Raw genomic sequence first — 23,001 nt, 5'->3', positions numbered from 1 at the left:
TCTACCCCATCACCTTGACGAGGTCTCCGATCGATTGAGAGCTCTGGGCTTTCGGGTCGTGCAGCGAAAAGGCCGGGCCATCGTAGAGAAACGAGCATTGGTGGATGACGATGTTTCCATCGCCCACGGTGGCCAGCGAATAGTCCGGCGCCTCGTGCGTGCCCGGAATATGGCCCTCGGTTTCGAAATCGAAGGCGACCTGATGGGTCAGCGCGCGCTGGATATGGAACGGTATGCCGCGCCAGGTGCCGGCGATCGGGCGGTGCAGATGGCCCATGAACATGTAATCGGGTCTTCGCGTGCGGGCGATGATGTCCCATTCGGCCTCGCCGTTGGCGAGCTTGATGGTGTCCATGTAGCGCAGGCCGCTGTCGAACGGCGGATGATGCTGGAACAGCAATAGCGGCCGGTCGGCCGGCGCGGAGCCGAGCGCTTCTTCCAGAAAATGCAGCCGCGCTTCGCACAGGACGCCGGCATGGTCGGGCGTCTCTTCGTTCAGCGTGTCCAGCGTGACGACGGTCGCGGCATCGAACAGGTGCACGCCCTGAACGAAGCCGTCGGCATCACGGTCGGCCCCGACGAATTCGCTCCGGAACGCATCGCGTTTGTCGTGGTTCCCCATCATCAGAATGGTGGGGGCGTCGAGTCCGGCCAGCACGCCGGCGAGACTGGCATAGGCCGCCCGTTCGCCCCAATGGGCGAGATCGCCCGATACGATGACGAAGGAGATGTCCTCGTGCGTCGCGTTGATCTTCTCGACGGCGACCGCGAGGCGCTCCGCCGGGTCGAGCCCGTAGAGCTTCTTGCCGCGCGGCACGAAATGGGTGTCGGTGAGAATGACGAATTTCATCGCTGCATGGTCTCCCGGTCCCACATGGCAAAATCCGGCGAGCCCTCGGTCCGAATCGCGCCCTGGTAGCCGAACTCCACCATGTGCACGGTGACGTAGTCCGGGCCGACGAATGCGACGCCATAGGACTCCGGCAGATCGGACGCGCTCAGCATCAGCTTCTCCGAAAACAGCGGATAGCTGGCATGGTTGGTACCGCGCAGCGAGGTGGCGGGGACGCCGGCGACCGAGCCGCCGAGCGGCAGATGACAGTGGCCGAAGAAGATATGCCGGATCTTGTCGCGATGCCGGCCGACGATCTGGCGGAATGCCGCATCGTCCAACAGCCGGATCCGGTCCATCGGACCGAGATGGGTCGGCATCGGATTGTGGTGCATGAACAGCAGATGCGGACCGTCATGTTCGAACAGCTGCTGCTCCAGCCAGTCCTGCCGCGGCGCGCAATAGCGACCGGCATGGGTCCGGGGCTCGGTGGTGTCGAGAAACAGGCAGCGGCCGGCGGCGGTGTCGTGAACGCCCTGCGCGAAACCGTCGGACTCCGCGTATTCGGGGAATACGCTGAGGAACGCCGCGCGATTGTCGTGATTGCCGATGCAAAGACGAACCGGAAGCGGAAAGGTATCCAGCCGGCTCCGCAGCCATTCATAGTCCGCCCGGTCGCCCCAATCGGAGAGGTCGCCGGTGATCACCATCAGCTCGGCGTCGCTGTGGTCGGCCAGGACGTGCCCGAGCGCGCGCTCGAAGTTATGGCGGGGGTCGCGGCCGCCGATGGTGCCACCGGGAGCGGTGAGATGGATGTCGCTCATATGGATGAGTTTCATGATCAACCTCGCTGGTATGAGAAGCGGGGCGCCGTGGCGCCCCGCTGGTTTGGGTAAGCGGGCGTGATGCCCGCAAATTTCAAGTCAGCGCGCCGAGCCGACCGATTTCGGCAGCAGCTTCTGCACGTCGGAGGCCATGTTGGCGAGAACGGCATCGGGTTCCTTGGTACGCGTTCCCGAAATGATGGTGTTGAGATGATCCTTGATGACGTCGGTAATCTTCAGACCGTTGTCACCGGGAAACGCGTACCACTTGGTCAGCAGCGGCAGTTGCTTGACCGCGGTGTAGTTGTTCGGGTTCTTGACATAGAAGTCCTTCAGGTAGACCTCGTTGGTGACCTTGTTGGGCGGCATGTAACCGGTGGTTTCCGCCATGATCGCCGCACCCTTGGGACCGGTCCAGAATTTGACGACTTCCCAGGAGGCGTCGCGCTTGGCCTTGTCCTTGGCGAGGATCATCACCACGTTGCCGCCCGCGGGCAGCCGGCCCTTGCTGGCGACGACATCGGGGAAGGTGTGGGTCTTCAGCGTGAACTTGTCGCCGATCATCTGCGTCACCTTGTTCAGATCCGAGGTCGAGGTGACGTGGATGCCGGTCTTGCCGGCGGCGAACGCGGCACGCATCGAGGGTTGATCGAGATTTGGCATGCCGCCATCGGTGATGAGCCGCGCCAGCATGCGGATCGCGAACTGGCCCTCCGGTCCGTCGAACGCCACCTTGGTCTCGTCGGCGTTCAGCATCGAGCCGCCGCGTGAAAACACCGGAGCCTGCCAGAGCCAGTTGCCCGTGATGTCCCAGGCGTAGGTGATGCCGTTGACGTCGGGCGAGCTGGCCTTGATCTTCTTGGCGAGGTCAATGATGCCGTCCCACGTCACCGGCAGCTTTTCCGGATCCGCGCCGGCCTTTTTGGCGAGGTCGAGGTTGACATAGACGATCGGCAGCGAGATCGCGAACGGCAGCGCGTAGACCTTGCCGCTGGAAGTGCCGATGTCGAACATCGCCTGGTGGAATCCCTGCTTGTCGAAATCCTTCTCTGCGGCGATGTAGCCATCGAGCGGCGCCGGGATGCTCTTGTCGACGAGAACGCGGATGCGATTGAGGCCCTGGAAGCTGACGTCGGGCATCTGGCTGGTGACGGCCTCGCGCAGTACGCGCTGGGTGCCGTCCTCATAGGATTCATAGGGAGCACGCATCGACACCTTGATGTCGGGACGAACCTTGGCGAACTCTTCGGCGATCTTCTTGTGGGTTTCGGTGAACAGCTCCGGATATGGATATTGCAGCACCACTTCGGTCTGGCTCTGGGCGTGTGCGCCGGCGACGCCGGCAAGCACGGCCAGTGTGGCGACAGTCAGTCTTTTCAACATCGATAGCTCCTTCGTTACGATTGCACCTGAGGTCTACTTGATACCGGTCAGCGTGATGCCCTCGATGAACCGGCGTTGCGCGAGCAGGAACGCGACGACGAGCGGCGCGATGATCACGATGGCTGCCGCCATCAGCGGGCCGTAATTGGTGCCGGCTTCCTCGTTGCGGAAGCTGGCGACGCCGAGCGGCGGGGTGCGCAGGTGCTCGCTGTTGAGCACGATCAGCGGCCAGAAATAGTCGTTCCAGTGCGCCACCACCGAGAAGATGCCGAACGCGGTCAGCGCCGGGATCGCTGTCGGCAGCATCACGCGCCAGACGATCCCGAATTCGGAAATGCCGTCCATGCGCGCGGCCTCGATCAGGTCGTCCGGTACGGTCTTGAAGAACTGCCGCATCAGGAAGATGCCGAACGCCGAGATCGTGAACGGCACGATCAGCGCGGCATAGCTGTCGAGGATTCCGAGCTTGTGAAACAGCAGGAACACCGGGATCGCGGTCGCCTGCGGCGGAATCAGGATGCAGAACAGCACCAGCGCGAACAGTACCTCGCGGCCGGCGAACCGCAGCTTGGCCAGTGCATATGCGGCGGGCAGCGCGATCAACACCTGCAGGAGGAAGATCGACACGGTGACCACGACGCCGTTGACCAGGAACCGCCACAGATTGGCCTTGCCGAAGGCAGTCGCAAAATTGTCCCACAGTGCGAAGCTGTGCGGGATGAAGTGAATGCTCTTGGTGAAGATCTCGGTCTGCGGTTTCGACGCGGTCGATATCATCCAGAGGAACGGCAGCAGGATGAACGCGGCGCCGCACAGCAGCAGCGAATGCCGGGTAAAGGACCAGACGATGGAACGATGGCGTGGCGTCATGCGTAATGCACTCCGCGGTTCGCCAGTGCCGACTTTATCAGTGTCAGCAGCAGCACGAACACCAGGAACACCACGGTCAAAGCCGCGCCGTAGCCGGAGCGGAAGAACTCGAAGCTTTCGACGTACATGGTGTGGATGAGGACCTCGGACGATTTCGACGGCCCGCCCTTGGTGAGCACGTGGACGGTGTCGAACACCTGAAACGAGCGGATCCCGGTGATGACCACCACGAACACGGTGGTCGGTCCCAGCATCGGCCAGGTCACCAGCCGGAACCGGGCCCAGGCGCCATGCGCGCCGTCGATCTCGGCTGCGTCGTAGAGCTGTCGGGGGATTGACACCAGGCCGGCGAGAAACAGCACCATGTTGAAGCCGAGCGCCTGCCAGATGCCGATCACGCAGAGCGCGTACAGCGCGGTGCGGCGGTCCTGCAGCCAGCTGAAACCCTCGAACCCGATGCCGTGCAGCAGCCCGTTGATCAGGCCGAATTGCGGATGCAGCATGAATTCCCAGACGATCGACATCGCGATCAGCGTCGCCATCACAGGCAGGAAGTAGATGGTGCGATACCAGGTCCGCAAGGAACCACCGCTCTCGATCAGAAGCGCCACGGCTAGCCCCAGCGCCACCGCCGCGGGCACCACGATCGCGACATAGGTCAGCGTGTTGCGCAGCGAGAGCCAGAACACCCGGTCGCCAAACATGTCCTGATAGTTCGCAAGGCCGATCCATGAGAATTGCGGGCTTCCGAGCTGGTAGTCGGTGAACGACAGCGCGATGACGCCGAGCAATGGTCCGAGCAACAGCAAACACATCAGGGTGAAGGCAGGCGCCACCATGGCCAGCGCAGGTCGTGTACGATTGTGGCTCCGAACCCGCGATGGGGTGGCCGGGGCCACGTGGCGTTCGGCAGGTATCGCAACGGCGGCGAGGGCGTCAGCCAAGGGCTTTCTCCCGCACGCGCTCGCTGCGAGCCGGCGCCGTGACGTCAATGCGTTTGCCGGTTGCGTCGAATGCTCTGACGGCGCTGGCGGAAAAGCCGAGCTGGATGGCGCTGCCGATCTCCGGCAGCTGCTGATCGGGGCTGACGCGTGCGAGCAGGGGCAGGTCGATGCGATCGACCTTGACGTGAATGAATGCTTCGGCACCGAGATGCTCGAGATGCGTCACGATGCCTGCAATGGCGCCCGGGCCGGGACCGAGCTCCATGCGCTCCGGACGCACACAGACCGTACAGCGGCCCGCCGCGGCCGTGGTATTGAGGCGAAGTTGCCGTCCCAGCACTTCCAGGCCGCGGTCCTCGCGGATGACACCCGGCATGGCGTTGATCTTTGGACTGCCGACGAATTCCGCGACGCGGATGTCCCGCGGGTTCTCGTAGACTTCGGCAGGGGTGCCGATCTGGACGATGTTGCCCTCGATCATGACGGCGATGCGGCTCGACATCGTCATCGCCTCGGCCTGGTCGTGGGTGACGTAGACGAAGGTGGCCTTCAGCTGGCGATGCAGCTGGGCCAGCTCGGCGCGCATATGTACCCGCAGCTTGGCGTCGAGATTCGACAGGGGTTCGTCGAACAGAAAGCCGACGGGCTGGCGCACGATGGCGCGACCGACCGCGACGCGCTGGCGCTGGCCGCCGGATAATTGTCCCGGCTTGCGCTTGAGCAGTGCGGCAAGTTCGAGCTGGGCGGCAACGCGCTCGACATCCTCGCGGATGCCACGCTCGGTCCGACCGCGTTCGGGATGGAGCCTGCCGATCAGGGGCATGCGGGCCAGCGCCGAATGGCGCCGCATCCGCAGCGGCACCGCTATGTTGTCGAATACGGACAAGTGAGGATACAGCGCGTAGGACTGAAACACCATCGCGAGGTTGCGGGCGCTGGGCCTGACGCCGTCGACCTGGACGCCGTCGATGCGTACCTCACCGGAACTCTGGGGTTCCAGACCCGCAATGATGCGCAGCAATGTCGACTTGCCGCAGCCCGATGGACCGATCAGCGCGATGAATTCGCCGTCTTCGATCGTCAGATCAATTCCCTTTAGAATTGCCGTCTGGTCGAAGGTCTTGCGGACCCCGTTTAGTTCGATCTTCGCCATTTCGCCGGTGTCCCAACTGCAATGCAGCAACGAACGTTGATTAGGGGCGGCGCTTGACAGTCACATAACAGTCAAAGGATTTCCCTATCCTAAACACAGGAGTTTCCTTCTGGCGCATTCCCGCGCGATCCGGGATTCGATCGGAGTTAGAGGTTGATTTGAAATGGCTTTGACATCTTCGCGCGTTCGCGCGGTAAACGCCGTGTTCGAAGCCGGCAATTTTTCCGCTGCGGCAAGACGTCTCGGCGTCTCGCAGCCTTCGATCGCCCAGCTGGTTCGCGAGCTGGAGTCCGAGTTCAATGTCAGGCTGTTCGAGCGCCACGGCCACAATCTGGTGGCAACTTCGCTGTGCCGCCAGCTCTACACCGCGACCAACCGAATTCAGGCGATGGAAGCCGACGCAGTGGCGATTCTCGAGCAGCGCGAGGAGCTGGCGGGAGGCGAGTTGCGCGTGGGGCTGGGCAATTCAATGCCCGGGATGGTGCTGATTTCCGCGTTCAAGGCGCTCTATCCGAAAATCCGGATTAGCGTGGAAATCGGCAACTGGTCGGACATCATGGCTGCCGTCATCGATCGGCGCGTTGACGTTGCGGTGCTGCCCGAGGTGCCTCAGGACCGCCGCTTTCGATGCGAGGTTTGTCTCAATCAGCGTGTCGTGGCGATTTGTCATCCCGGACACCGCCTCAATCAGCTGGGTCAGGTGTCGGTCGCCGAGCTGACGCAATACCCGCTGGTGTTTCGCAGCCGCAATTCCTCCACCCAACGCGTCGTGGACAAGGCGTTCCGCGCGGCCGGACTGCGGATCGAGCCGGCCATCGTCGTCAACACCCGCGAAGGCATGCTGGAAGCCGTGGCGAACCAGCTCGGCATCGGTTTCATATGGGAGCATGGCTCCAGCCGGGTCGACCGGATCGCGAAGGTGGTGGTGTCGGAGATGGACGTGGAGGTCCCCGAGTATATTTTCTCGCTGTTCGGCGCCAAGGGAAAGCTCGTCGAACTGTTCTTCCATTCACGCAATCTGCTGCCGCAGGGTTCGAACTAGCGAGAGGCAGATTGGTCCGGGCGCGGCTGGAATTCAGGTCGGCGAATTCCCGTGGAGCGGATTCGGCTTGCGGGGGCGCTCTCGATCGGCTTCGTCGCGCCACCGCTTGACTTCGTCGAGCTCGGTGTCGGGCTGCGTCACGATTACTTCGCGTTGCCCGAGGTAGAGCTTGCCGCTGTCGCCGTCGATGGTGATCCAGTCGCTTTCCGAGATCGCCGTGCCTGCGAGCTTTGCCCGGGCGGCCGCGACGTCGATCGCCATGCTGCCGCATCCGACGACGCAGGGCTTGCCCATCTGGCGCGCGACCAGCGCGGCATGCGCGGTGCGGGCGCCGACGGAAGTCACGATGCCTGCTGCGACGGCAAAGCCCGCGACATCGGCGGTGCTGGTATCGGGCCGCATCAGGATCACCGGGTCCCCGGCGGCGGCCAGGCGTTGGGCGCTCTCGGAGCAGAACGCCGCCCGTCCCACCGCGATGCCGCCCGACGCGCCGATGCCGGCGGTGACCGGATCATCCGCGGATGCCAGCGAGATCTGGACGAGGGCCGCCGGGTCGATGCCGTCGAGCCGCTGCAGCCCTTCGGGCCCCGTGATCAGTCCTTCATGCACGAGGTCGATGGCGATCCGGAGCGCCGCGCGCGGGGTCCGCTTCGCGGCGCGCGTCTGCAGGATCCACAATTTGCCGTCCTCGATCGTAAACTCGACATCCTGCACATCGCCGAATTCCCGTTCCAGGCGCCTGAGGGTATCGCCGAGTTCGGCCGCGGCCGCGGGCAGCGTGCGGACGAAGGTTTCTTCCGTATCCGGCGTTCGACGGCCCGAGACGACGTCCTCGCCCTGGGCGTCGAGCACAAGGTCGATCATCGGCCGGGCCTTGCCGGTCGAGGGATCCCGCGAAAACGCCACGCCGGCGCCGGATGAAAGGCCGCCATTGCCGAATACCATGGCCTGAACCGTAACCGCCGTACCCAGGAGATGGTCGAGTTTCTCGATACGGCGGTAGGCCTGCGCGCGCTCGCTCATCCACGACCGGTAGACAGCCCTTGCGGCGCTGTCGAGCTGCACCATCGCATCCTCGAGCCAGCTGTCATCGCCGTCCTCGATCAATGCCTGCTCGTCTGCAGCGAGACGCTCGAGCGCCTCGCTGTCCAGCTCGCGGTCGCTGGCAACCCCTTCGCTGGCGGTCAACTCGGCAAGGCAGGCCGCGAACGGCTCGGGGTCGAGGCTCAGCACCGCTTCGCCATAGCTCTCGATAAACCTCCGCCGGCAATCCCACGCCAGTCGCGGCCGGCCGGTGGCCCGGATCAGACCCTGCACGGCGGTCGACGTGCAGCCGACGTTGAGCACCGTGTCCAGCATGCCCGGCATCGACCGCGCCGCTCCCGAGCGTACCGATACCAGCAGCGGCTGCCGGCGATCGCCGAGGTGCTTTCCGGTCGCGTTCTCCAGGAACTCGATACCGTCTTTCAGGCCATCGCGCAGGTGGCGCTCCGCATGTCCATCCCCGTCGATGATCGCAGCGCAGAGCTTCACCGGGAGCACGAAAGCCGGCGGCACCGGCAGACCGAGGGCCGCCATCCGCGCCAGATTGGCGGCTTTGGCGCCGACCACTTCGGCGGAATGCTGTTCGGTCGATACACCGCCAATACGCACGATATGCATCGGCTCGAGTCCTTTCTAGGCTGACAGTTCGGCCATGATGTGACGCCGCAGCAGATGCCCGAAACCTGCCAGTTGGTCGGTGGCGCGCTCGATGGCCCGGGCAAGTTCGAGAACGGAGAGTGATGTCGCCACGTCGAACCCGCCGGCGAACACCCGCGCGGTGACCTCGCGTTCCCGGGAATCCGCCGCATGCTCGGCATCGATCAGGCGAACGACGGCGTCCAACGCGTCTTCGGAGTCGGCGCGGCGTCCCTCCGGCACTTCGATGGCGGCGGCGAGGCCGGACGCCGCGGCTTCGGTCGCCGTCGTGGCGATGGCGCACAACCCGGCAAGTGCCGACAGCAGCGATGGGTCGATTGCGGCAGGCGTCAGCGAGGCGATAAAGGCGGCCTGTTCCAGTTCATCGACCGCTTCCTCGACGCGGTCCACCAGTTGTTCGATGATGGGGCCGGCGTCGAGGCGGGTCGCTTCCTTGCGGGCCTGGATGGCAATGCGGTCGGCCTTGCGTTCGATGAGGCCCGCCCGGGTGGTCAGCAGCGTGCCGTCCGCCGGACGGCCCGCCTGCAGCGCGGCAACGTGCTGGGCGATCGCAGCGGCCACATCGTGCGCCAATCCGATTTGACGCAGTACGATAGCGAGCAGGGCGCTGTCGACGCGTTCGAGATGCCTGACCAGATCGGCTTCGATCTGGTCGCGGACCAGCCTGACCGATCGGCCCGCGCGCAGAGCTTCGGTCGAGGCGCGCATCGCGGTCTTGAGGAAATCGATCGCGGCGTCGCGTCCGAGCGCCTGATCCAGCCGCTCGCCGAATCCGATGCGGGTCGGCGCCGCATTGCGAACCGCGGTGCCGATCAGTTCATTGCCGCCGAGTTCCAGGAAAGCGCGGTGGCCGATCCGCTGCCGGGCGGCCCATTCGAGAATGCGGGTCGCATCCTCCTTTGCGACCCAGCTGCGCAACAGCTTGCGCGCCTTGTTCCAGTCGATCAGGAATACCAGCGCAGCGCCGAGCGCGGCCAGGAAATCGTTGCGATCCTCGGACCTCTCGGCCTTGTACTGCCCGGTGACCAGGAAAAAGGCGTTATCGTCGCCAAGACCCGCCGCGGTATGACGATCGAGGCCGCTCCATTTCGCCTGGAATTTATCGAACAGGCCGATGAAGAATTTTGCGCGCGCCCGATGCACGTCGGTATAGGTCACCGTCACGGAATTCTTCTTGACCGCAATGACCACCACATGGGCGTCGGTCGTGCCGATATCGTTCTGAATCAGCAACCGGCCGCCCGATCTCGTCGCCATCGTGTCGAGGCCGGGATGGTCGAATTTGAGGACGCGCGTCTCGTTGAGCCCCTGCATGAAGCGTTCCACCGGGGTACGGTCTTCGGAGTGCAAGCCGAACACATGGGCGCCCGCCAGGATTTCCTCGGCGCAGCCGGCGGCCAGGCGGTTGAGCGCCTTGTGCAGATCCATCACCAGTCGATGCAGGCTGTCGGCGCCCTCCTGCGTCACGCCGGTCAATTTGGCGACCCGCTGGATTTCGATTTCATTCAACGCCTCGAGCGCGCCGGTGTTGCGGATCGCCGCGAGCCGTGCGCTCATGGCTTCACCCTCGGCGGCGTTGCCCGCGCTCACGGCGCGGACCATCGCCGCCACGTCGTCGTGGATTTCCTTCATCAATTTGGCCAGATTGGGCGCGGCCATTCGGCCATCGCCGGCAAGATGAGCACCGCCGATCAACGTCGCCAGCGCCGCGGGCGCCAGTCCGGCGGCGTTGCATTCGACGTGCAAATCGGTGGCCGGTCGATCCGGCTGTTGCGCATGCTGTGATGCAGCCTGAAGCGCGCTCATGCGCACCTTGATGCGATCATTCGCTGCCAGCCCCTCGGCAACGAGCGACGGCAGAAGGATGTCAGCTTGTCCGAGCTGCTCGATGATTTGCGATTTCATGGCCTGCCTTCAACGGTTATGACAGGCATATGCACCGCATTGGCGACGGTTTCATTGCGATAGATCATTCATGAAAACGTCATATTGGAAGAGCGCTGCGATCAGGCAACCCTTGCGCGCAGAGTTTCCAGTGGTTCACGATCCGGAATCGGGCAGCGCTATTCTCCTGGCGGAACACGGCGATCCGGTCGATCGACAGCGTCGGCAGGTCGAGCGCGGTAAAGCGCTCCGCCAGCATCGCCAACAGAGTTTCGCGGCGCTCGGCGCCGAGCCGTCCCGTCAGCGTCATGTGAAACCGGAAATCGTCCATCACATAGGGATATCCCCAGCGATCCAGATGCGCGAGTTGTGTCGGCGTCAATTGCGCAGGCTTTCGCCGCGCACGATCCTGCTCGGTGAGCGGCGTGCGGAACGAATCGAACGCGCTGACGCAATCGGCCGCGAGCCGGATCAGCTCCGGCGTCGGCGCCGCCGGAACCAGCGCGATAAAGCCCTCGATCGAGCCGACGACCGGTCGGATCGCCGGGATAGGCCGGGGCGTTGCGGCGAACGCGGAACATGCGGCAAGCAGATCGACCTCGGTCTTGCCCGGCGCCAGCGACATCGGCGCCTTCAGAGTGGCGTGAAAACCGTATTTTCGGGGATCGCTGGTTTGCTCGCGCCAATCCGGCGTCGTCTGCAGGATGCCGTCCGGGAAGGGCAGGTCCTCGCCGCTAAAGGCGTCATAGCCGAGCAAGTGCGCGCCGAAACGAGTGAGGCCGCTGTCGGGCGCCGGAACATAGTAGATCGCGTAGCGCGGATAGTCGGCCATACCAGCACCATAGAGCCGCTTCACGCGGCCGCAACAGCCTTGCGCGGCGCGGCTGCGAACCGGATCAGGCGGTCGGCCTCGGTGATATGAACCAGGCGTCCGGCGGCGATGACGCCGACGATTCGCGGCCGCAGCGGCGCGGCGTCATCGACCAGGATGATGTCGGCGCGCCGGCCTGCCGCGAGGACGCCGCGATCGGCGAGACCGGCGGCGCTGGCCGGCGCCGCCGAGATCAGGTGCCAGGCTTGCGCCAGCGGCAGCACGCCGTCGGCGGCGAGGCGGAACGCTGCCAGCAATGGCGCGGGATAGTAGTAATCGGACGCCAGGATCGAGCACAGGCCCTTGGCAATCATGTCGGACGCCCTGGTCCAGCCGGTATGGCTGCCGCCGCGCACGACATTGGGCGCGCCGAACACGATGAAATCGCCTGACGCGGCGGCTTCGCGCGCGGTCTCCTCGTTGACCGGGAATTCGGCGATGTTCACGCCCTGATCGCGAAACGCCTTTCGCATCGCCGGACTTTCGTCGTCATGCGACAGCATGCGGACGCCGGCCGCTCGCGCCACTCCGGCCAGCCGTGCGACCGATGCCGGGACGTCGTGGCCGCGGGAAACCACGTTCGCCACCAGACCATCGAAGGCCTCGCTGGAAAGGCCGGTGCGTTCCACCATGCGGCTGCGCTTCTGCGGCCTGGCCAGGCTGGCGACGGTGGACTCCATGTGGTCGTTGAAAGCGAACAGGTCGATCCGTCCGTCGGACAGCCATTGGCCGATTTCGGCTTCGGCATCGAGGTTGTAGGTTTCATGGCGCAGGTGGAAGCGGGTGTCCGCCGCCAGTTGCGGCCTCAGGGCCTCGATGGCCTCGAGCAGTTGCCGTGCGTTGTCCGCGCTGCGCAGCCCCGGCTCCCACGACCAGGTCGTGGCGTGAAACACCGTGGTGATGCCGTTGGCGATCGCCTGCCGGTCGCTGTCGACCAGCGCCACATCGACGGGAAAATCGACGCCGGCCCGCGGCATCATCTGCCGCTCGAACGCGTCGCCGTGCAGGTCGACGATGCCCGGCAGCACCTTCAGACCGCTGGCATCGATGCCGAACGGCCCGTGCCCATGGTCCGAACCCACGGCGCTGATGTCACGTCCGGCGATCCGCAGCGAGGTTTCCTGAAACTCTTCGCCGACGAGAGCCCGGCCGCCTTCGATCGACAGGTTCGTCATGATGCGGCACGAACGGCTTGCGAACGCATCGGGATCGTCGCAGCCTCATGTTTTTCGAGGAAATCCTCGATCGTCAGTTTCCGGAAATCGGGCAGGGCGCGGCGCAGCGTTTCATGGTCCCAGTCCCACCATGCCAGCGCCGCGAGCCGGTTGGTAATGTCATCCGGGAACCGCCGCTTGATGATCCGCGCCGGGTTTCCGGCGACGATGGTGTAGGCCGGAACGTCCTTGGTCACGATCGCACCCGCCGCGATCACGGCACCGGTGCCGACGCTGCGACCCGGCAGCACGACGGCGCCGTGCCCGATCCAGACGTCATGGCCGATATGGACATGATGTTCGCGCCGCCAGGCGAAAAACTCCGTATCGTCGCTTTCTCCCGGAAAATACGCGCTGGCGCGATAGGTGAAGTGGGCCTGCGACGCCCGCTGCATCGGGTGATTGCCCGGATTGATTCGCGTCATCGCCGCGATCGAGCAGAACTTTCCGATCGTGGCGTAGGTGATCTGGGAGTCGTTCACGACGTAGGAATAGTCGCCCATCGTCACTTCATGCAGGATCGTGCGCGCGCCGACTTCGCAGTAGGCGCCGAGGCGGGTGTCGTGCAGGTTCGCCGTGGGGTCGACAGTTGGTTCAACCGCGAGCATTTTTCCGGTCATGCGAATTCCCACAGGCGATGCGGATTGATCGAGAGCCCGCACGTCATCGATGGGCTCGATGACAACGTCATGACGAAAGAATGACGGTCGGCTCGGCTGTGGATGGCGACCACACCGCAGCGCGGCTGTCACACAACTGTAAAACGCCGGCGCTAGCGATGGTACCAATTCGGGCATTGGAGCATTGCATGCTGGTGGTGGAAGGTTTGACGTGCCGTTTCGGCACGAAGGCCGCGGTCGACAATGCATCGTTCTCGATTGCGCCCGGCGGCTTCGTCGGGGTGATCGGCCGTTCCGGCGCCGGCAAGTCGACCCTGCTGCGGATGATCAACCGCCTCGCCGAACCCTCCGAAGGACGCATTCTGTTCGAGGGCCAGGACGTGACCGCGCTGCGCGGCCGGGATCTGCGCCAGTGGCGCGCACGGTCGGCGATGATCTTCCAGCAGTTCAATCTGGTCGGTCGGCTCGATGTGCTGACCAACGTGTTGATGGGACGGCTCGCAACGGTTCCGACATGGCGGTCGCTGGCGCAGCTGTGGCCCGACGAGGACAAGGCGATTGCGATGTCGGCGCTCGAGCAGTTCGATATGGCGTCGATTGCGGCGCAGCGCGCCGATCAGCTCTCGGGCGGTCAGCAGCAGCGCGTGGCCATTGCGCGTGCGCTGGTTCAGCAGCCCGCGATGATCCTCGCCGACGAGCCGATCGCCTCGCTCGATCCACGCAACACCAGGATCGTGATGGATGCGTTGCTGCGCATCAACAAGCACTTCGGCATCACCGTGATCTGCAACCTGCATTCGCTGGATCTGGCACGGACCTACTGCGATCGCCTGATCGGCATGGCGTCGGGGCGCATCGTATTCGACGGGGCACCGGCGATGCTGACCGATCAGATCGCGCGCGAGCTCTACGATCTCGAGGCGGATGAGGTGATGGACGTGGCACCCGGGCACGTGCCGACCCATTCGCCGATTCCGGCTTTCGGTACGGCTGCCGCAGCCTGAGTGCTGTGTCTGTAAATCAACAGTTGTGCGGGACTGAAATCCGCCAGCTACATCGCTGCAAAACAGGAGACGTCATGATCGACCGTCGTATGATTCTCGCCGTCGTGGCGGGACTGGCATTCACAGCCTCCGCTGCATCGGCCCAGGACTGGAAGGCAAAGTACCCCGAACTGGTGTTCGCAAAAGTTCCCGATGAGAATGCCTCGGGCACCACCGATCGCTGGACGCCCTTGGCGGAGTATCTGACCCGGGAGCTGGGCACCAAAGTCACGCTGCGGATCGCCAACGACTATGCCGCTGTCATCGAAGGCCAGCGCGCCGGCAATATCCACATCGCAATGTACGGTCCGGCGTCCTACGCCCGTGCCTACATCATCGGCGCCAAGGTCGAGCCCTTCGCAATCGAAGTGAATGGCGACGGGACCAAGGGCTATTACTCGGTTCTCTATGTCAAAAGCGAGTCGAGCTACAAGGACATCAAGGACCTGAAAGGCAAGAATCTCTGCCTCGTCGATCCCAATTCGACGTCGGGCAACAACGTGCCGCGTTTCGCGATGGACAAGATGGGCATCGACCCGGAAAAGTTCTTCTCCAAGGTGGTTTACTCGGGAAGCCATGAAAACGCGGTGATCGGACTTGCCCAGGGCACCTGCGACGCGGCGTTCAACTGGTGGAACGATGAAAAGGAATCGAACCTGCTGCGAATGGAGCGCAAGGGCATGGCGAAGGCTGCGGATTTCAAGGTCATCCTGAAGTCCGAGCAGATCGTGAATTCGCCGATGGCCTACCTCGGCACGCTGCCGGCCGACCTCAAGGCGGCGATCAAGAAGGCCGTGCTGGAAATTGCCGTGAAGGACAAGGCCGCTTTCGACAAGATCTACGAGGGAAAGCAGCTGCCTTTCGTCGCGGTTGAGCACAAGGCCTATGAGCCGGTGATCGAACTGACCAGGTTTGTCGACAGCATTCGCAAGCACAAATCCTGAGCAAGACCACGGGTCGAGATGGTTTGGGCAGGTCGTGAGACCTGCCTGAACTCTCGCCAGAAAATCCCATGCGAACCGCAGTCCCCGAATTTCCGGAAGCCAGGCTGCAAGAGCTTGCCGATCGCTATGCGGTCGCGGTTGCCGCCAAGCGACGACGCCTGTGGCTGGGTTCGCTCGTCCTGATCGCCGCCGCACTTGCCGCCGGCTGGATGGGTGACGTCAATCTTAGGATGCTCGCCGAGAATTTCTGGCGATTCCCTGCCTATTTTGCGGGTACCGCCCCGAAGTTTTCGTTCTCGTCGGCGTGGGTCGATCTCTCGGAATGGCTTTGGGGGCTGCCTCGCTGGACGCGGCTTCTCGGCGATACGTTGCTGATTGCGTATGTGGGAACCCTTGCAGGGGGGATATGCGGCTTCGTTCTCTGCTTTCTGGCGTCGGCCAATCTCGTCAAGTCGCGCACGATCGTTTTCGTTACGCGACGCGTCCTCGAAGTCTGCCGGACTGTGCCGGAGATTGTCTTTGCCCTGATTTTTGTGCTGGCGTTCGGTCTGGGGGCATTGCCAGGCGTTCTTGCCATTGCAATCCATACCACCGGCGCGCTGGGCAAACAGTTCGCCGAAGTTGTCGAGAACATCGACAATAACCCGATCGAGGGAGTGGCCGCGAGCGGAGGAAGCTGGATTCAGATTGTCCGGTTCGGTGCGGTGCCTCAGGTACTTTCGAATTTTGTCAGTTACGCCCTGTTGAGATTTGAGATCAACGTGCGCGGCGCTGCGGTGATGGGTTTTGTCGGCGCCGGCGGCATCGGACAGGATTTGATCGAGGCCGTCCGCAAATTCTACTTCACGGATGTGAGCGCCATCCTCTTGCTCATTGTCGTCACCGTTATGCTGATCGACTTTGTCACAGAGCGCGTGCGCCACCGCCTCCTTGGACTGGAGGGCGCCGGTAGATGAGTTCCTTCAATTTTGAAAACCAGGCCTCCATCGCTGAACGCCATCCGCAGCTGTTTCGCCCTGATTGGTGGAACAGGGGGAAGATCACCTTGGGCTTCGGCGCGGCCGCCGCGCTGTTTGTGTTCGGGATCGTCCAGCTCGACATTCCGTTTCACCGGCTTTCTGACGGGATGGTCAGGCTGGGCGGTTTCCTTAAGTTGATGGTGCCGCCCGATCCCGGTTCATGGGCGCAGGCGTTGATCTATTTACATGCGCTCGGAGAGACAGTGGCGATTGCCTTCTTGGGCACGCTGGGCGGGGCGCTGCTGGCGTTTCCGGTTGCCCTGCTGGCGGCGCGCAATGTGGTTGCAAATCGCATCATCCACATTTTGACCCGACGCAGCCTCGATACCATCCGCGGTGTCGATACCTTGATCTGGGCTCTCATCTGGGTCGGCGTCGTGGGATTGGGTCCGTTCGCAGGGATTCTCGCAGTTATCTGCAGCGATTTCGGAAGTTTCGGAAAGCTCTTCTCGGAGGCCATCGAGGCTGCCGACAAGAAGCCCGGCGAAGGTGTGCTTGCGGCCGGCGGCAGCCATCTCCATGGCATCCGGTTCGGATTGCTGCCGCAGGTCATTCCGATCCTGCTCAGTCAGGTGCTTTACTATTTTGAGTCAAATACGCGCTCGGCGACCATCATCGGAATCGTCGGGGCCGGTGGAATCGGTCTTCAACTCGCCGAACAAATCCGGGTGCTGGAATGGCAGAAGGTGTCGTTCCTGATTCTGCTGATTCTCATCACGGTATCTTCCATTGACTGGGTTTCCGGCAAACTCCGTTTCGCGATCATCGGCCGGCGGGAAATCGCGTAGTATCTCGCGGGGCTAGCCGTTCTCGACCAGAAATTCTACCCGCTCGGCGGCAAAGCGCGCGCGCGTGGTCAGCAGCGGCTTTCCACCGGCATCGACGTCGGTGCTGTCGACCACCAGAACGGGGCGTCCGAGCGCGAGGTCGAGCCTGATCGCGTCGGTGGCGTCGACAATGGCGGCGCTGACGCGGGTCGAGGCGCGGCGATAGTCGCGAATGCCGTAATGCGCCAGCAGCTTTGTCATCGAGCGCACCCGCTCGTAGGTGCGTCCCGCGTCGGGAAAGCGCGCCGCAGCCAACCAGGTGGTGGCGATGCAGATCGGGGTGCGGTCGGCCAGCCGCAGCGCTTCGATCCGAATCAGGGGTGTTGCGGTCTTGAGGCCGAGCTGCTTCGCCAGTTCGCGCGTTGCCGGCTCCTCGGAAGCGCCGATCAACTGGCCGCGCGGCTCGCGGCCGCCGGCGCCGACGATCTCGGAAAACCGGGTGCGCGAGCGCAGCGGATAGGCAATACGCGGCGCTTCCACGTAGGTGCCGCTGCCGCGCTCGGCGCGCACCAGGCCGCGCTCGGCCAGCGTCGCCAGCGCCCGGCGCACGGTGTGGCGGTTGACGCGGTAGGTTTCGGCGATTTCGGTCTCGCCCGGAAGCCGCTCGCCCGCGGCAAAGCGGCCGTCGGCGATGCCGCGCTCGATGCCGTCGGCGACCTGGCGCCACAACGCCACGCCGGAAGCTGCGTCCTGTATGCTCATGGCGCGAAAAAGCCGGGGAGGGGCATTGGAAAAATCATCCTGATGTCACGAAACAGTCATGGCGCTTCGCTATCAAGTTGTCTAATAACATAGACAACTTGATTCCGGCAAGGCCGATATGAAGGCTGATATGACCGTCGCGGACGAAAACGGCAAACAGGCGCAACGCAAGGCGGCCATGGCGGTGCTCGCGCATTCCGATGCTGCGGAGATTGCCCGTCGTCTCGAGCCTATCGCTGTGCCGGCTTACGAAAACCTGCGCGAGCCCGAGAACGGCCTGGTGATGCTGAGGGGCCGCATCGGCGGCGACGGGGCGCCGTTCAACCTCGGCGAGGCCACGGTTTCGCGTGCCGCGGTGCGGCTTGCCTCAGGTGAGGTCGGTTTCGGCTACACGCTCGGCCGCGACAGGCGGAAGGCGCAGATGATCGCGCTGTGCGACGCATTGGTGCAATCGAGTGAGTTTTCGGTGGCGGTTGAAGAAAACGTGCTGGCGCCGCTTCGTGCCGCAATGATTTCCGAGCGAGACCGCAGGGCTTCGGAGACCGCGGCGACGCGGGTCGATTTCTATACGATGGTGCGCGGTGAGGGCTGAACGATGACGACGGTTGCCGAACTGCCTGCCGGGTTTGCGGACAAGGTTCTTTCCGCGCAAACTACCTTCCGTTCGGTAATGGATGCGATGGCGCGCCCGGGCAGCGTCCAGCGCGTCATCGCCGAATCTGGCGCGCCCGCCAGTTTGATGCGCGGCACCGCCGCCATCGCCCTGACATTGTTCGACCACGATACGCCGGTCTGGCTCGACCCGCTTCTGTCCGAAACCTCCGATGTCGCCAAATGGCTCAAATTTCACACCAGCGCGCCGGTGATCTCGGATTCGTCGATCTCCAGCTTTGCGGTCGTCGGTGACGCGCGAGCCCTCCCGGCGCTCGACCGTTTTGCCTTTGGCAGCAGTGAGTATCCCGATCGTTCGACGACGGTAATTCTGCAGGTTGAGAGCCTGACGGTGGGCCCTGCATTCGAGTTGCGCGGTCCCGGCATCGACGGCACCGCCGTGTTGCGGGCGACGCTGCAGCCTGCGGACCTGTTCGAACGGCTCGCCGTCAACGCCACGCTGTTTCCGCGCGGTATCGATATCGTGCTGGTGGCTGACGATGCCGTTGTCGCGATACCGCGCACCACGCGGCTTGTCGCGAAGGGAGACTAAAGGATGTATGTCGCCGTCAAGGGTGGTGAGCGCGCCATCGAGAACGCCCATCGGCTACTGGCGCATGAGCGCCGCGGCGACCGCGAGGTCCCGGAACTCTCGCTCGCCCAGATCTCCGGACAACTCAGCCTCGGCGTCGATCGCATCATGACCGAGGGTTCACTGTATGACCGCGAGCTCGCGGCACTGGCGCTGAAGCAGGCGCGCGGCGACATGATCGAGGCGATCTTCCTGGTCCGCGCCTTCCGCGCCACCTTGCCGCGTTTCGGCGCCTCCGAGCCGGTCGATACCGGCCAGATGCAGGTGCGCCGCCGCATCTCCTCGACCTTCAAGGATATCCCGGGCGGCCAGATTCTCGGGCCGACCTTCGATTATACCCACCGCCTGCTGGACCCGGAACTGGCGGAAGGATCAAAGCCCGAGGCCCCCGCGACCGCGGAAGCATCCGCCGCGACCATGCCACGCGTCACCGACATTCTCGGCCGCGACGGGTTGATCGAGCCTTCGCCACAGCTGGACGCCAATTCACCGGTGGGCGACCTCACGCGCGAGCCGCTCAGTTTTCCCGCCGATCGCGATTTGCGGCTGCAGAATCTGGCACGCGCCGACGAAGGGTTTTTGCTGGCGCTCGGCTATTCGACGCAGCGCGGCTACGGTCGCAGCCATCCGTTCGCCGGCGAGATACGTCTCGGCGAGGTCGAAGTGGAGTTCATGGCCGAAGACGTCGGTTTCGCCGTGCCGCTCGGCGCGGTCACGCTGACCGAATGCCAGATGGTCAACCAGTTCAAGGGCTCGGCGACGGAAGCCCCGTGTTTTACGCGGGGCTATGGGCTCGCCTTCGGGCAGTCGGAACGCAAGACCATGTCGATGGCGCTGGTCGACCGCAGCCTGCGCGCCCGCGAACTTGGTGAGGAGATCGTCGCGCCGGCCCAGGACGAGGAGTTCGTGATGTCGCATTCCGACAATGTGCAGGCGACCGGCTTCGTCGAACATCTCAAGCTGCCGCATTATGTCGACTTCCAGTCCGAACTCGGCCTGTTGCGCAAGCTGCGCCAGGAGTTTTCGGAAGCGACGGTGGAGATCCCGGAGCCGATGCAGGAGGCCGCGGAATGAACGCGCCGGTCTACAATTTTGCCTATCTGGACGAGCAGACAAAGCGGATGATCCGCCGCGCCATCCTGAAGGGGATCGCGATTCCCGGTTATCAGGTGCCGTTCGCCAGCCGCGAAATGCCGATGCCGTATGGCTGGGGCACCGGCGGCGTGCAGGTGACCGCGGCGATCCTCGGGCCTGACGATGTGCTGAAGGTGATCGACCAGGGTTCCGACGACACCACCAACGCGATCTCGATCCGGAAATTCTTTGCCCGGACCGCCGGCGTCGCGACCACGACCGCCACGGCGGACGCGACCGTGATCCAGACAAGGCACCGGATTCCCGAAGCGCCGCTGCATGGCGGCCAGGTGCTGGTCTATCAGGTGCCGATCCCCGAACCGCTGCGCTTTCTCGAGCCGCGCGAGACCGAGACCCGGCGCATGCATGCGCTCGGCGAGTATGGCCTGATGCACGTCAAGCTGTACGAGGACATCGCGCGCTTCGGGCATATCGCCACCTCCTATGCCTATCCGGTGAAGGTCAACGCCCGCTATGTGATGGATCCGTCGCCGACGCCGAAATTCGACAATCCGAAGATGGACAATTGCCCGGCGTTGCAGCTGTTCGGCGCCGGCCGCGAGAAGCGCATCTACGCGATCCCGCCCTACACCTCGGTGGTGTCGCTGGATTTCGAGGATCATCCGTTCACGCGCTACCGCTTCGATGCGCCCTGTGCGCTGTGCGGCGCCGGCGATTCCTATCTCGACGAAATCGTCACCGACGACCAGGGCAGCCGGATGTTCGTCTGCTCCGACACCGACTATTGCGAGGGCCGCCAGGCAGAGGGGCATCGCGGCAGCGAAAGCGCGGCCCCGCACAAGGAGAGGCCGCATGGCTGACAACACAACCGCCGTGCAGGACAATGACCAGCCGCTGATGCAGGCCGAGGGGCTGGGCAAGAATTATGGCAGGCTCAGCGCCTGCCGCGACGTGTCCTTTGCGCTCTATCCCGGGGAAGTGCTGGCGATCGTCGGCGAATCCGGCTCGGGCAAATCGACCTTGCTGCAGCTGTTGTCGGCGCAGCTGGCGCCGAGCGCCGGCAAAGTGTCGTACCGGATGCGTGACGGGGTGATGCGCGATCTGGCCGCGCTGGGCGAGGCCGAGCGCCGGTTCCTGTTTCGCACCGATTGGGGCTATGTGCATCAGGACCCGGTGCTGGGACTGCGGATGGCGGTGTCGGCCGGCGCCAATGTCGGCGAGCGGCTGATGGCGGTGGGCTGGAATCACTATGGCCGCATCCGCGACACCGCGACGTCGTGGCTGGAACGCGTCGAAATCGATGTCGAGCGCATCGACGATGCGCCGCGGACCTATTCCGGCGGCATGCGGCAGCGGCTGCAGATTGCGCGCAATCTGGTCACCGAACCGCGCCTTGTTTTCATGGACGAGCCGACCGGCGGACTCGACGTCTCGGTGCAGGCGCGGCTGCTCGATCTGATGCGTAATCTCGTCAGCGAACTCGGTCTTGCCGCCATCATCGTCACCCACGACCTCGCGGTGGCGCGGCTGTTGTCGCACCGGGTGATGGTGATGAAGGGCGGCCGGGTGATCGAGACCGGGCTGACCGATCAGGTGCTCGACGATCCCCGCGAGCCCTATACCCAGTTGCTCGTCTCCTCGATCCTGCCAGCGTGAGGCCAAGTCGATGACTGACAAGCCTATGACCGCGATGATCGATATCAGCCGTGCGAAAAAGACCTTCACCATGCATTTGCAGGGTGGGGTCGAGCTGCCGGTCGTGGGCGGCGTCACCTTTCAGGTCCAGCCCGGCGAATGCGTCGTGCTGTCCGGCCCCTCGGGCGCCGGCAAATCCTCGATCCTGAAGATGATCTTCGGCAATTACCGCTGCGACGGCGGCCGCATCGGCATCCGCCACCAGGGCGCGCTGGTCGATCTCGCCAGCGCCGAACCCAGGCAGATCCTCAGCGTGCGCCGCGCCACAATTGGCTATGTCAGCCAGTTCCTGCGTGCGGTGCCGCGGGTCGCGACCATCGACGTGGTGGCCGAGCCCCTGATATCAAATGGAATGGCGCGTCCGGAGGCTCAAGCGCGGGCAGGGCAGCTGCTGCGCCGCCTCAACATTCCGGAGCGGCTGTGGGCGCTGCCGCCCTCGACCTTTTCCGGCGGCGAGCAGCAGCGCGTCAACATCGCGCGCGGCTTCATCTCCGATCTGCCGATCCTGCTCCTGGACGAGCCGACCGCCTCGCTCGATGCCGCCAACCGCGCTGTCGTGGTCGAACTGATCGAGCAAAAGAAACGTGCCGATGTCGCCATGGTCGCCATCGTCCATGATGACGAGATCCGCCATCTGATCGCCGACCGCATCGTCGACGTGACGTCGTTTGCCTCAGCGGCATAGGGAAAGAATTGACATGACTTCGACCGGTTCCGACGCCGTTATCGGCAACGCCAGGATCGTTCTGGCCGACCGCGTAATCGAACGCGGCTGGATCGCCTTTGCCAATGGCCGTATCGCGGAATATGGCGAGGGCGACGCCCCCGCCGGCAGCGAGGATGCGGCCGGCGACATGGTCATGCCCGGCCTGATCGAACTGCACACCGATCATCTGGAAGCCCATTACGTGCCCCGGCCAAAGGTATTCTGGGATCCGATCGCGGCGGTGGTTTCCTATGACGCGCAGCTGGCGACATCGGGCATCACCACCGTGCTGGATTCCTTACGGGTCTGGCGCGAGGACGGCGCCGAGGACGTCGATGGCCGGGCAGGCGTGCTCGCTGCGGCGATCTCTTCGGCGCGCGACGCCAATT

At 64.0% G+C, this 23,001-nt stretch carries 23 protein-coding genes and 1 pseudogene; 12 read left to right on the top strand and 12 right to left on the bottom strand.

All coding sequences use genetic code 11. The features are described from left to right. Position 1: 1 nt before the first annotated feature. From Q7U29_RS11280 to Q7U29_RS11255, 6 genes are all read right to left on the bottom strand, one after another. Positions 2-850 carry a phosphodiesterase gene (locus Q7U29_RS11280; protein WP_304741381.1) on the bottom strand — a complete coding sequence of 283 codons (849 nt, stop codon included), beginning with the start codon at positions 848-850 and terminating at the stop codon, positions 2-4. Then, positions 847-1,671 (bottom strand): phosphodiesterase, encoded by an 825-nt coding sequence (locus Q7U29_RS11275; protein ID WP_304741379.1) that lies wholly within the window; start codon positions 1,669-1,671, stop codon positions 847-849. Before Q7U29_RS11275 ends, Q7U29_RS11280 begins: the two co-directional genes overlap by 4 nt. A gap of 84 nt (positions 1,672-1,755) precedes the next feature. Then, positions 1,756-3,039, bottom strand: a complete 1,284-nt coding sequence (locus Q7U29_RS11270) for an ABC transporter substrate-binding protein (RefSeq protein ID WP_304741377.1) — start codon at positions 3,037-3,039, stop codon at positions 1,756-1,758. 33 nt (positions 3,040-3,072) lie between these two features. Continuing rightward, positions 3,073-3,909 (bottom strand): carbohydrate ABC transporter permease, encoded by an 837-nt coding sequence (locus Q7U29_RS11265; RefSeq protein ID WP_304741375.1) that lies wholly within the window; start codon positions 3,907-3,909, stop codon positions 3,073-3,075. Continuing rightward, positions 3,906-4,748 carry a carbohydrate ABC transporter permease gene (locus Q7U29_RS11260; RefSeq protein WP_370691740.1) on the bottom strand — a complete coding sequence of 281 codons (843 nt, stop codon included), beginning with the start codon at positions 4,746-4,748 and terminating at the stop codon, positions 3,906-3,908. Before Q7U29_RS11260 ends, Q7U29_RS11265 begins: the two co-directional genes overlap by 4 nt. Positions 4,749-4,845: 97 nt before the next feature. After that, positions 4,846-6,006, bottom strand: coding sequence for an ABC transporter ATP-binding protein (locus Q7U29_RS11255; protein ID WP_304741371.1), 1,161 nt, complete (start codon positions 6,004-6,006; stop codon positions 4,846-4,848). A 163-nt stretch (positions 6,007-6,169) separates the two neighbouring features. On the opposite strand from Q7U29_RS11255, the gene Q7U29_RS11250 reads away from it, so the two are divergent. Next, positions 6,170-7,048: a LysR family transcriptional regulator gene (locus tag Q7U29_RS11250; RefSeq protein ID WP_304741369.1), complete on the top strand. Its 879-nt coding sequence runs from the start codon at positions 6,170-6,172 to the stop codon at positions 7,046-7,048. A 33-nt stretch (positions 7,049-7,081) separates the two neighbouring features. Here Q7U29_RS11250 and Q7U29_RS11245 read toward each other — a convergent pair whose 3' ends face one another. The 5 genes from Q7U29_RS11245 to Q7U29_RS11225 form a co-directional block, all read right to left on the bottom strand. Then, positions 7,082-8,710, bottom strand: a complete 1,629-nt coding sequence (locus Q7U29_RS11245; RefSeq protein ID WP_304741367.1) for a PEP/pyruvate-binding domain-containing protein — start codon at positions 8,708-8,710, stop codon at positions 7,082-7,084. 15 nt (positions 8,711-8,725) lie between these two features. Next, on the bottom strand, positions 8,726-10,654 hold the full coding sequence (locus Q7U29_RS11240; protein ID WP_304741365.1) for a hypothetical protein: 1,929 nt from the start codon (positions 10,652-10,654) through the stop codon (positions 8,726-8,728). A gap of 79 nt (positions 10,655-10,733) precedes the next feature. Next, positions 10,734-11,465 carry a DUF1045 domain-containing protein gene (locus Q7U29_RS11235; protein WP_304741363.1) on the bottom strand — a complete coding sequence of 244 codons (732 nt, stop codon included), beginning with the start codon at positions 11,463-11,465 and terminating at the stop codon, positions 10,734-10,736. A 20-nt stretch (positions 11,466-11,485) separates the two neighbouring features. Then, positions 11,486-12,679 carry an alpha-D-ribose 1-methylphosphonate 5-triphosphate diphosphatase gene (locus tag Q7U29_RS11230; RefSeq protein WP_304741361.1) on the bottom strand — a complete coding sequence of 398 codons (1,194 nt, stop codon included), beginning with the start codon at positions 12,677-12,679 and terminating at the stop codon, positions 11,486-11,488. Beyond that, on the bottom strand, positions 12,676-13,338 hold the full coding sequence (locus Q7U29_RS11225; RefSeq protein ID WP_304741359.1) for a DapH/DapD/GlmU-related protein: 663 nt from the start codon (positions 13,336-13,338) through the stop codon (positions 12,676-12,678). Before Q7U29_RS11225 ends, Q7U29_RS11230 begins: the two co-directional genes overlap by 4 nt. Before the next feature lie 188 nt (positions 13,339-13,526). Between Q7U29_RS11225 and phnC the strand changes: the two genes are divergently transcribed. From phnC to phnE (Q7U29_RS11205), 4 genes are all read left to right on the top strand, one after another. Continuing rightward, positions 13,527-14,342, top strand: coding sequence for a phosphonate ABC transporter ATP-binding protein (gene phnC, locus Q7U29_RS11220; RefSeq protein ID WP_304741357.1), 816 nt, complete (start codon positions 13,527-13,529; stop codon positions 14,340-14,342). A gap of 74 nt (positions 14,343-14,416) precedes the next feature. After that, entirely contained in the window at positions 14,417-15,325 is a 909-nt protein-coding gene (gene phnD, locus Q7U29_RS11215) for a phosphonate ABC transporter substrate-binding protein (RefSeq protein ID WP_304741356.1), read from the top strand. 68 nt (positions 15,326-15,393) lie between these two features. After that, positions 15,394-16,281, top strand: coding sequence for a phosphonate ABC transporter, permease protein PhnE (phnE, locus tag Q7U29_RS11210; protein WP_304741354.1), 888 nt, complete (start codon positions 15,394-15,396; stop codon positions 16,279-16,281). Beyond that, positions 16,278-17,132 carry a phosphonate ABC transporter, permease protein PhnE gene (gene phnE / locus Q7U29_RS11205; RefSeq protein WP_304741352.1) on the top strand — a complete coding sequence of 285 codons (855 nt, stop codon included), beginning with the start codon at positions 16,278-16,280 and terminating at the stop codon, positions 17,130-17,132. Before phnE (Q7U29_RS11210) ends, phnE (Q7U29_RS11205) begins: the two co-directional genes overlap by 4 nt. 12 nt (positions 17,133-17,144) lie before the next feature. On the opposite strand, the gene phnF is transcribed toward phnE (Q7U29_RS11205), so the two are convergent. Beyond that, positions 17,145-17,873 carry a phosphonate metabolism transcriptional regulator PhnF gene (phnF, locus tag Q7U29_RS11200; protein WP_304741350.1) on the bottom strand — a complete coding sequence of 243 codons (729 nt, stop codon included), beginning with the start codon at positions 17,871-17,873 and terminating at the stop codon, positions 17,145-17,147. Positions 17,874-18,003: 130 nt separating this feature from the next. Here phnF and phnG point away from each other — a divergent pair, with 130 nt between their 5' ends. From phnG to Q7U29_RS11165, 7 genes and pseudogenes are all read left to right on the top strand, one after another. Further along, positions 18,004-18,465: a phosphonate C-P lyase system protein PhnG gene (gene phnG / locus Q7U29_RS11195; RefSeq protein ID WP_304741349.1), complete on the top strand. Its 462-nt coding sequence runs from the start codon at positions 18,004-18,006 to the stop codon at positions 18,463-18,465. Positions 18,466-18,468: 3 nt separating this feature from the next. After that, the gene (gene phnH / locus Q7U29_RS11190; RefSeq protein ID WP_304741347.1) at positions 18,469-19,077 is read left to right on the top strand and encodes a phosphonate C-P lyase system protein PhnH; all 609 of its coding nucleotides are present in this window, start codon (positions 18,469-18,471) and stop codon (positions 19,075-19,077) included. Between the two features lie 3 nt (positions 19,078-19,080). Continuing rightward, positions 19,081-20,190, top strand: a complete 1,110-nt coding sequence (locus Q7U29_RS11185) for a carbon-phosphorus lyase complex subunit PhnI (RefSeq protein ID WP_304741345.1) — start codon at positions 19,081-19,083, stop codon at positions 20,188-20,190. Beyond that, positions 20,187-21,071, top strand: a complete 885-nt coding sequence (locus Q7U29_RS11180; RefSeq protein ID WP_304741343.1) for an alpha-D-ribose 1-methylphosphonate 5-phosphate C-P-lyase PhnJ — start codon at positions 20,187-20,189, stop codon at positions 21,069-21,071. Before Q7U29_RS11185 ends, Q7U29_RS11180 begins: the two co-directional genes overlap by 4 nt. Then, positions 21,064-21,867: a phosphonate C-P lyase system protein PhnK gene (gene phnK, locus Q7U29_RS11175; RefSeq protein ID WP_304741341.1), complete on the top strand. Its 804-nt coding sequence runs from the start codon at positions 21,064-21,066 to the stop codon at positions 21,865-21,867. Before Q7U29_RS11180 ends, phnK begins: the two co-directional genes overlap by 8 nt. A gap of 25 nt (positions 21,868-21,892) precedes the next feature. Further along, positions 21,893-22,591 carry a phosphonate C-P lyase system protein PhnL gene (phnL, locus tag Q7U29_RS11170; RefSeq protein WP_304741504.1) on the top strand — a complete coding sequence of 233 codons (699 nt, stop codon included), beginning with the start codon at positions 21,893-21,895 and terminating at the stop codon, positions 22,589-22,591. Between the two features lie 13 nt (positions 22,592-22,604). Continuing rightward, positions 22,605-23,001: pseudogene (locus Q7U29_RS11165) on the top strand (alpha-D-ribose 1-methylphosphonate 5-triphosphate diphosphatase); the annotation flags it as partial.

The organism is Bradyrhizobium sp. (genome assembly GCF_030654605.1).
GTDB lineage: Bacteria > Pseudomonadota > Alphaproteobacteria > Rhizobiales > Xanthobacteraceae > Bradyrhizobium.
This window is presented reverse-complemented; position numbering and strand designations above follow the sequence as displayed.

What these genes read in the sequence shown, in the direction of transcription:
- Q7U29_RS11280 (WP_304741381.1), bottom strand. Translation starts at nt 850, where the DNA reads ATGAAATTCGTCATTCTCACCGACACCCATTTCGTGCCGCGCGGCAAG.
- Q7U29_RS11275 (WP_304741379.1), bottom strand. Translation starts at nt 1,671, where the DNA reads ATGAAACTCATCCATATGAGCGACATCCATCTCACCGCTCCCGGTGGC.
- Q7U29_RS11270 (WP_304741377.1), bottom strand. Translation starts at nt 3,039, where the DNA reads ATGTTGAAAAGACTGACTGTCGCCACACTGGCCGTGCTTGCCGGCGTC.
- Q7U29_RS11265 (WP_304741375.1), bottom strand. Translation starts at nt 3,909, where the DNA reads ATGACGCCACGCCATCGTTCCATCGTCTGGTCCTTTACCCGGCATTCG.
- Q7U29_RS11260 (WP_370691740.1), bottom strand. Translation starts at nt 4,748, where the DNA reads ATGGTGGCGCCTGCCTTCACCCTGATGTGTTTGCTGTTGCTCGGACCA.
- Q7U29_RS11255 (WP_304741371.1), bottom strand. Translation starts at nt 6,006, where the DNA reads ATGGCGAAGATCGAACTAAACGGGGTCCGCAAGACCTTCGACCAGACG.
- Q7U29_RS11250 (WP_304741369.1), top strand. Translation starts at nt 6,170, where the DNA reads ATGGCTTTGACATCTTCGCGCGTTCGCGCGGTAAACGCCGTGTTCGAA.
- Q7U29_RS11245 (WP_304741367.1), bottom strand. Translation starts at nt 8,710, where the DNA reads ATGCATATCGTGCGTATTGGCGGTGTATCGACCGAACAGCATTCCGCC.
- Q7U29_RS11240 (WP_304741365.1), bottom strand. Translation starts at nt 10,654, where the DNA reads ATGAAATCGCAAATCATCGAGCAGCTCGGACAAGCTGACATCCTTCTG.
- Q7U29_RS11235 (WP_304741363.1), bottom strand. Translation starts at nt 11,465, where the DNA reads ATGGCCGACTATCCGCGCTACGCGATCTACTATGTTCCGGCGCCCGAC.
- Q7U29_RS11230 (WP_304741361.1), bottom strand. Translation starts at nt 12,679, where the DNA reads ATGACGAACCTGTCGATCGAAGGCGGCCGGGCTCTCGTCGGCGAAGAG.
- Q7U29_RS11225 (WP_304741359.1), bottom strand. Translation starts at nt 13,338, where the DNA reads ATGACCGGAAAAATGCTCGCGGTTGAACCAACTGTCGACCCCACGGCG.
- phnC (WP_304741357.1), top strand. Translation starts at nt 13,527, where the DNA reads ATGCTGGTGGTGGAAGGTTTGACGTGCCGTTTCGGCACGAAGGCCGCG.
- phnD (WP_304741356.1), top strand. Translation starts at nt 14,417, where the DNA reads ATGATCGACCGTCGTATGATTCTCGCCGTCGTGGCGGGACTGGCATTC.
- phnE (WP_304741354.1), top strand. Translation starts at nt 15,394, where the DNA reads ATGCGAACCGCAGTCCCCGAATTTCCGGAAGCCAGGCTGCAAGAGCTT.
- phnE (WP_304741352.1), top strand. Translation starts at nt 16,278, where the DNA reads ATGAGTTCCTTCAATTTTGAAAACCAGGCCTCCATCGCTGAACGCCAT.
- phnF (WP_304741350.1), bottom strand. Translation starts at nt 17,873, where the DNA reads ATGAGCATACAGGACGCAGCTTCCGGCGTGGCGTTGTGGCGCCAGGTC.
- phnG (WP_304741349.1), top strand. Translation starts at nt 18,004, where the DNA reads ATGACCGTCGCGGACGAAAACGGCAAACAGGCGCAACGCAAGGCGGCC.
- phnH (WP_304741347.1), top strand. Translation starts at nt 18,469, where the DNA reads ATGACGACGGTTGCCGAACTGCCTGCCGGGTTTGCGGACAAGGTTCTT.
- Q7U29_RS11185 (WP_304741345.1), top strand. Translation starts at nt 19,081, where the DNA reads ATGTATGTCGCCGTCAAGGGTGGTGAGCGCGCCATCGAGAACGCCCAT.
- Q7U29_RS11180 (WP_304741343.1), top strand. Translation starts at nt 20,187, where the DNA reads ATGAACGCGCCGGTCTACAATTTTGCCTATCTGGACGAGCAGACAAAG.
- phnK (WP_304741341.1), top strand. Translation starts at nt 21,064, where the DNA reads ATGGCTGACAACACAACCGCCGTGCAGGACAATGACCAGCCGCTGATG.
- phnL (WP_304741504.1), top strand. Translation starts at nt 21,893, where the DNA reads ATGACCGCGATGATCGATATCAGCCGTGCGAAAAAGACCTTCACCATG.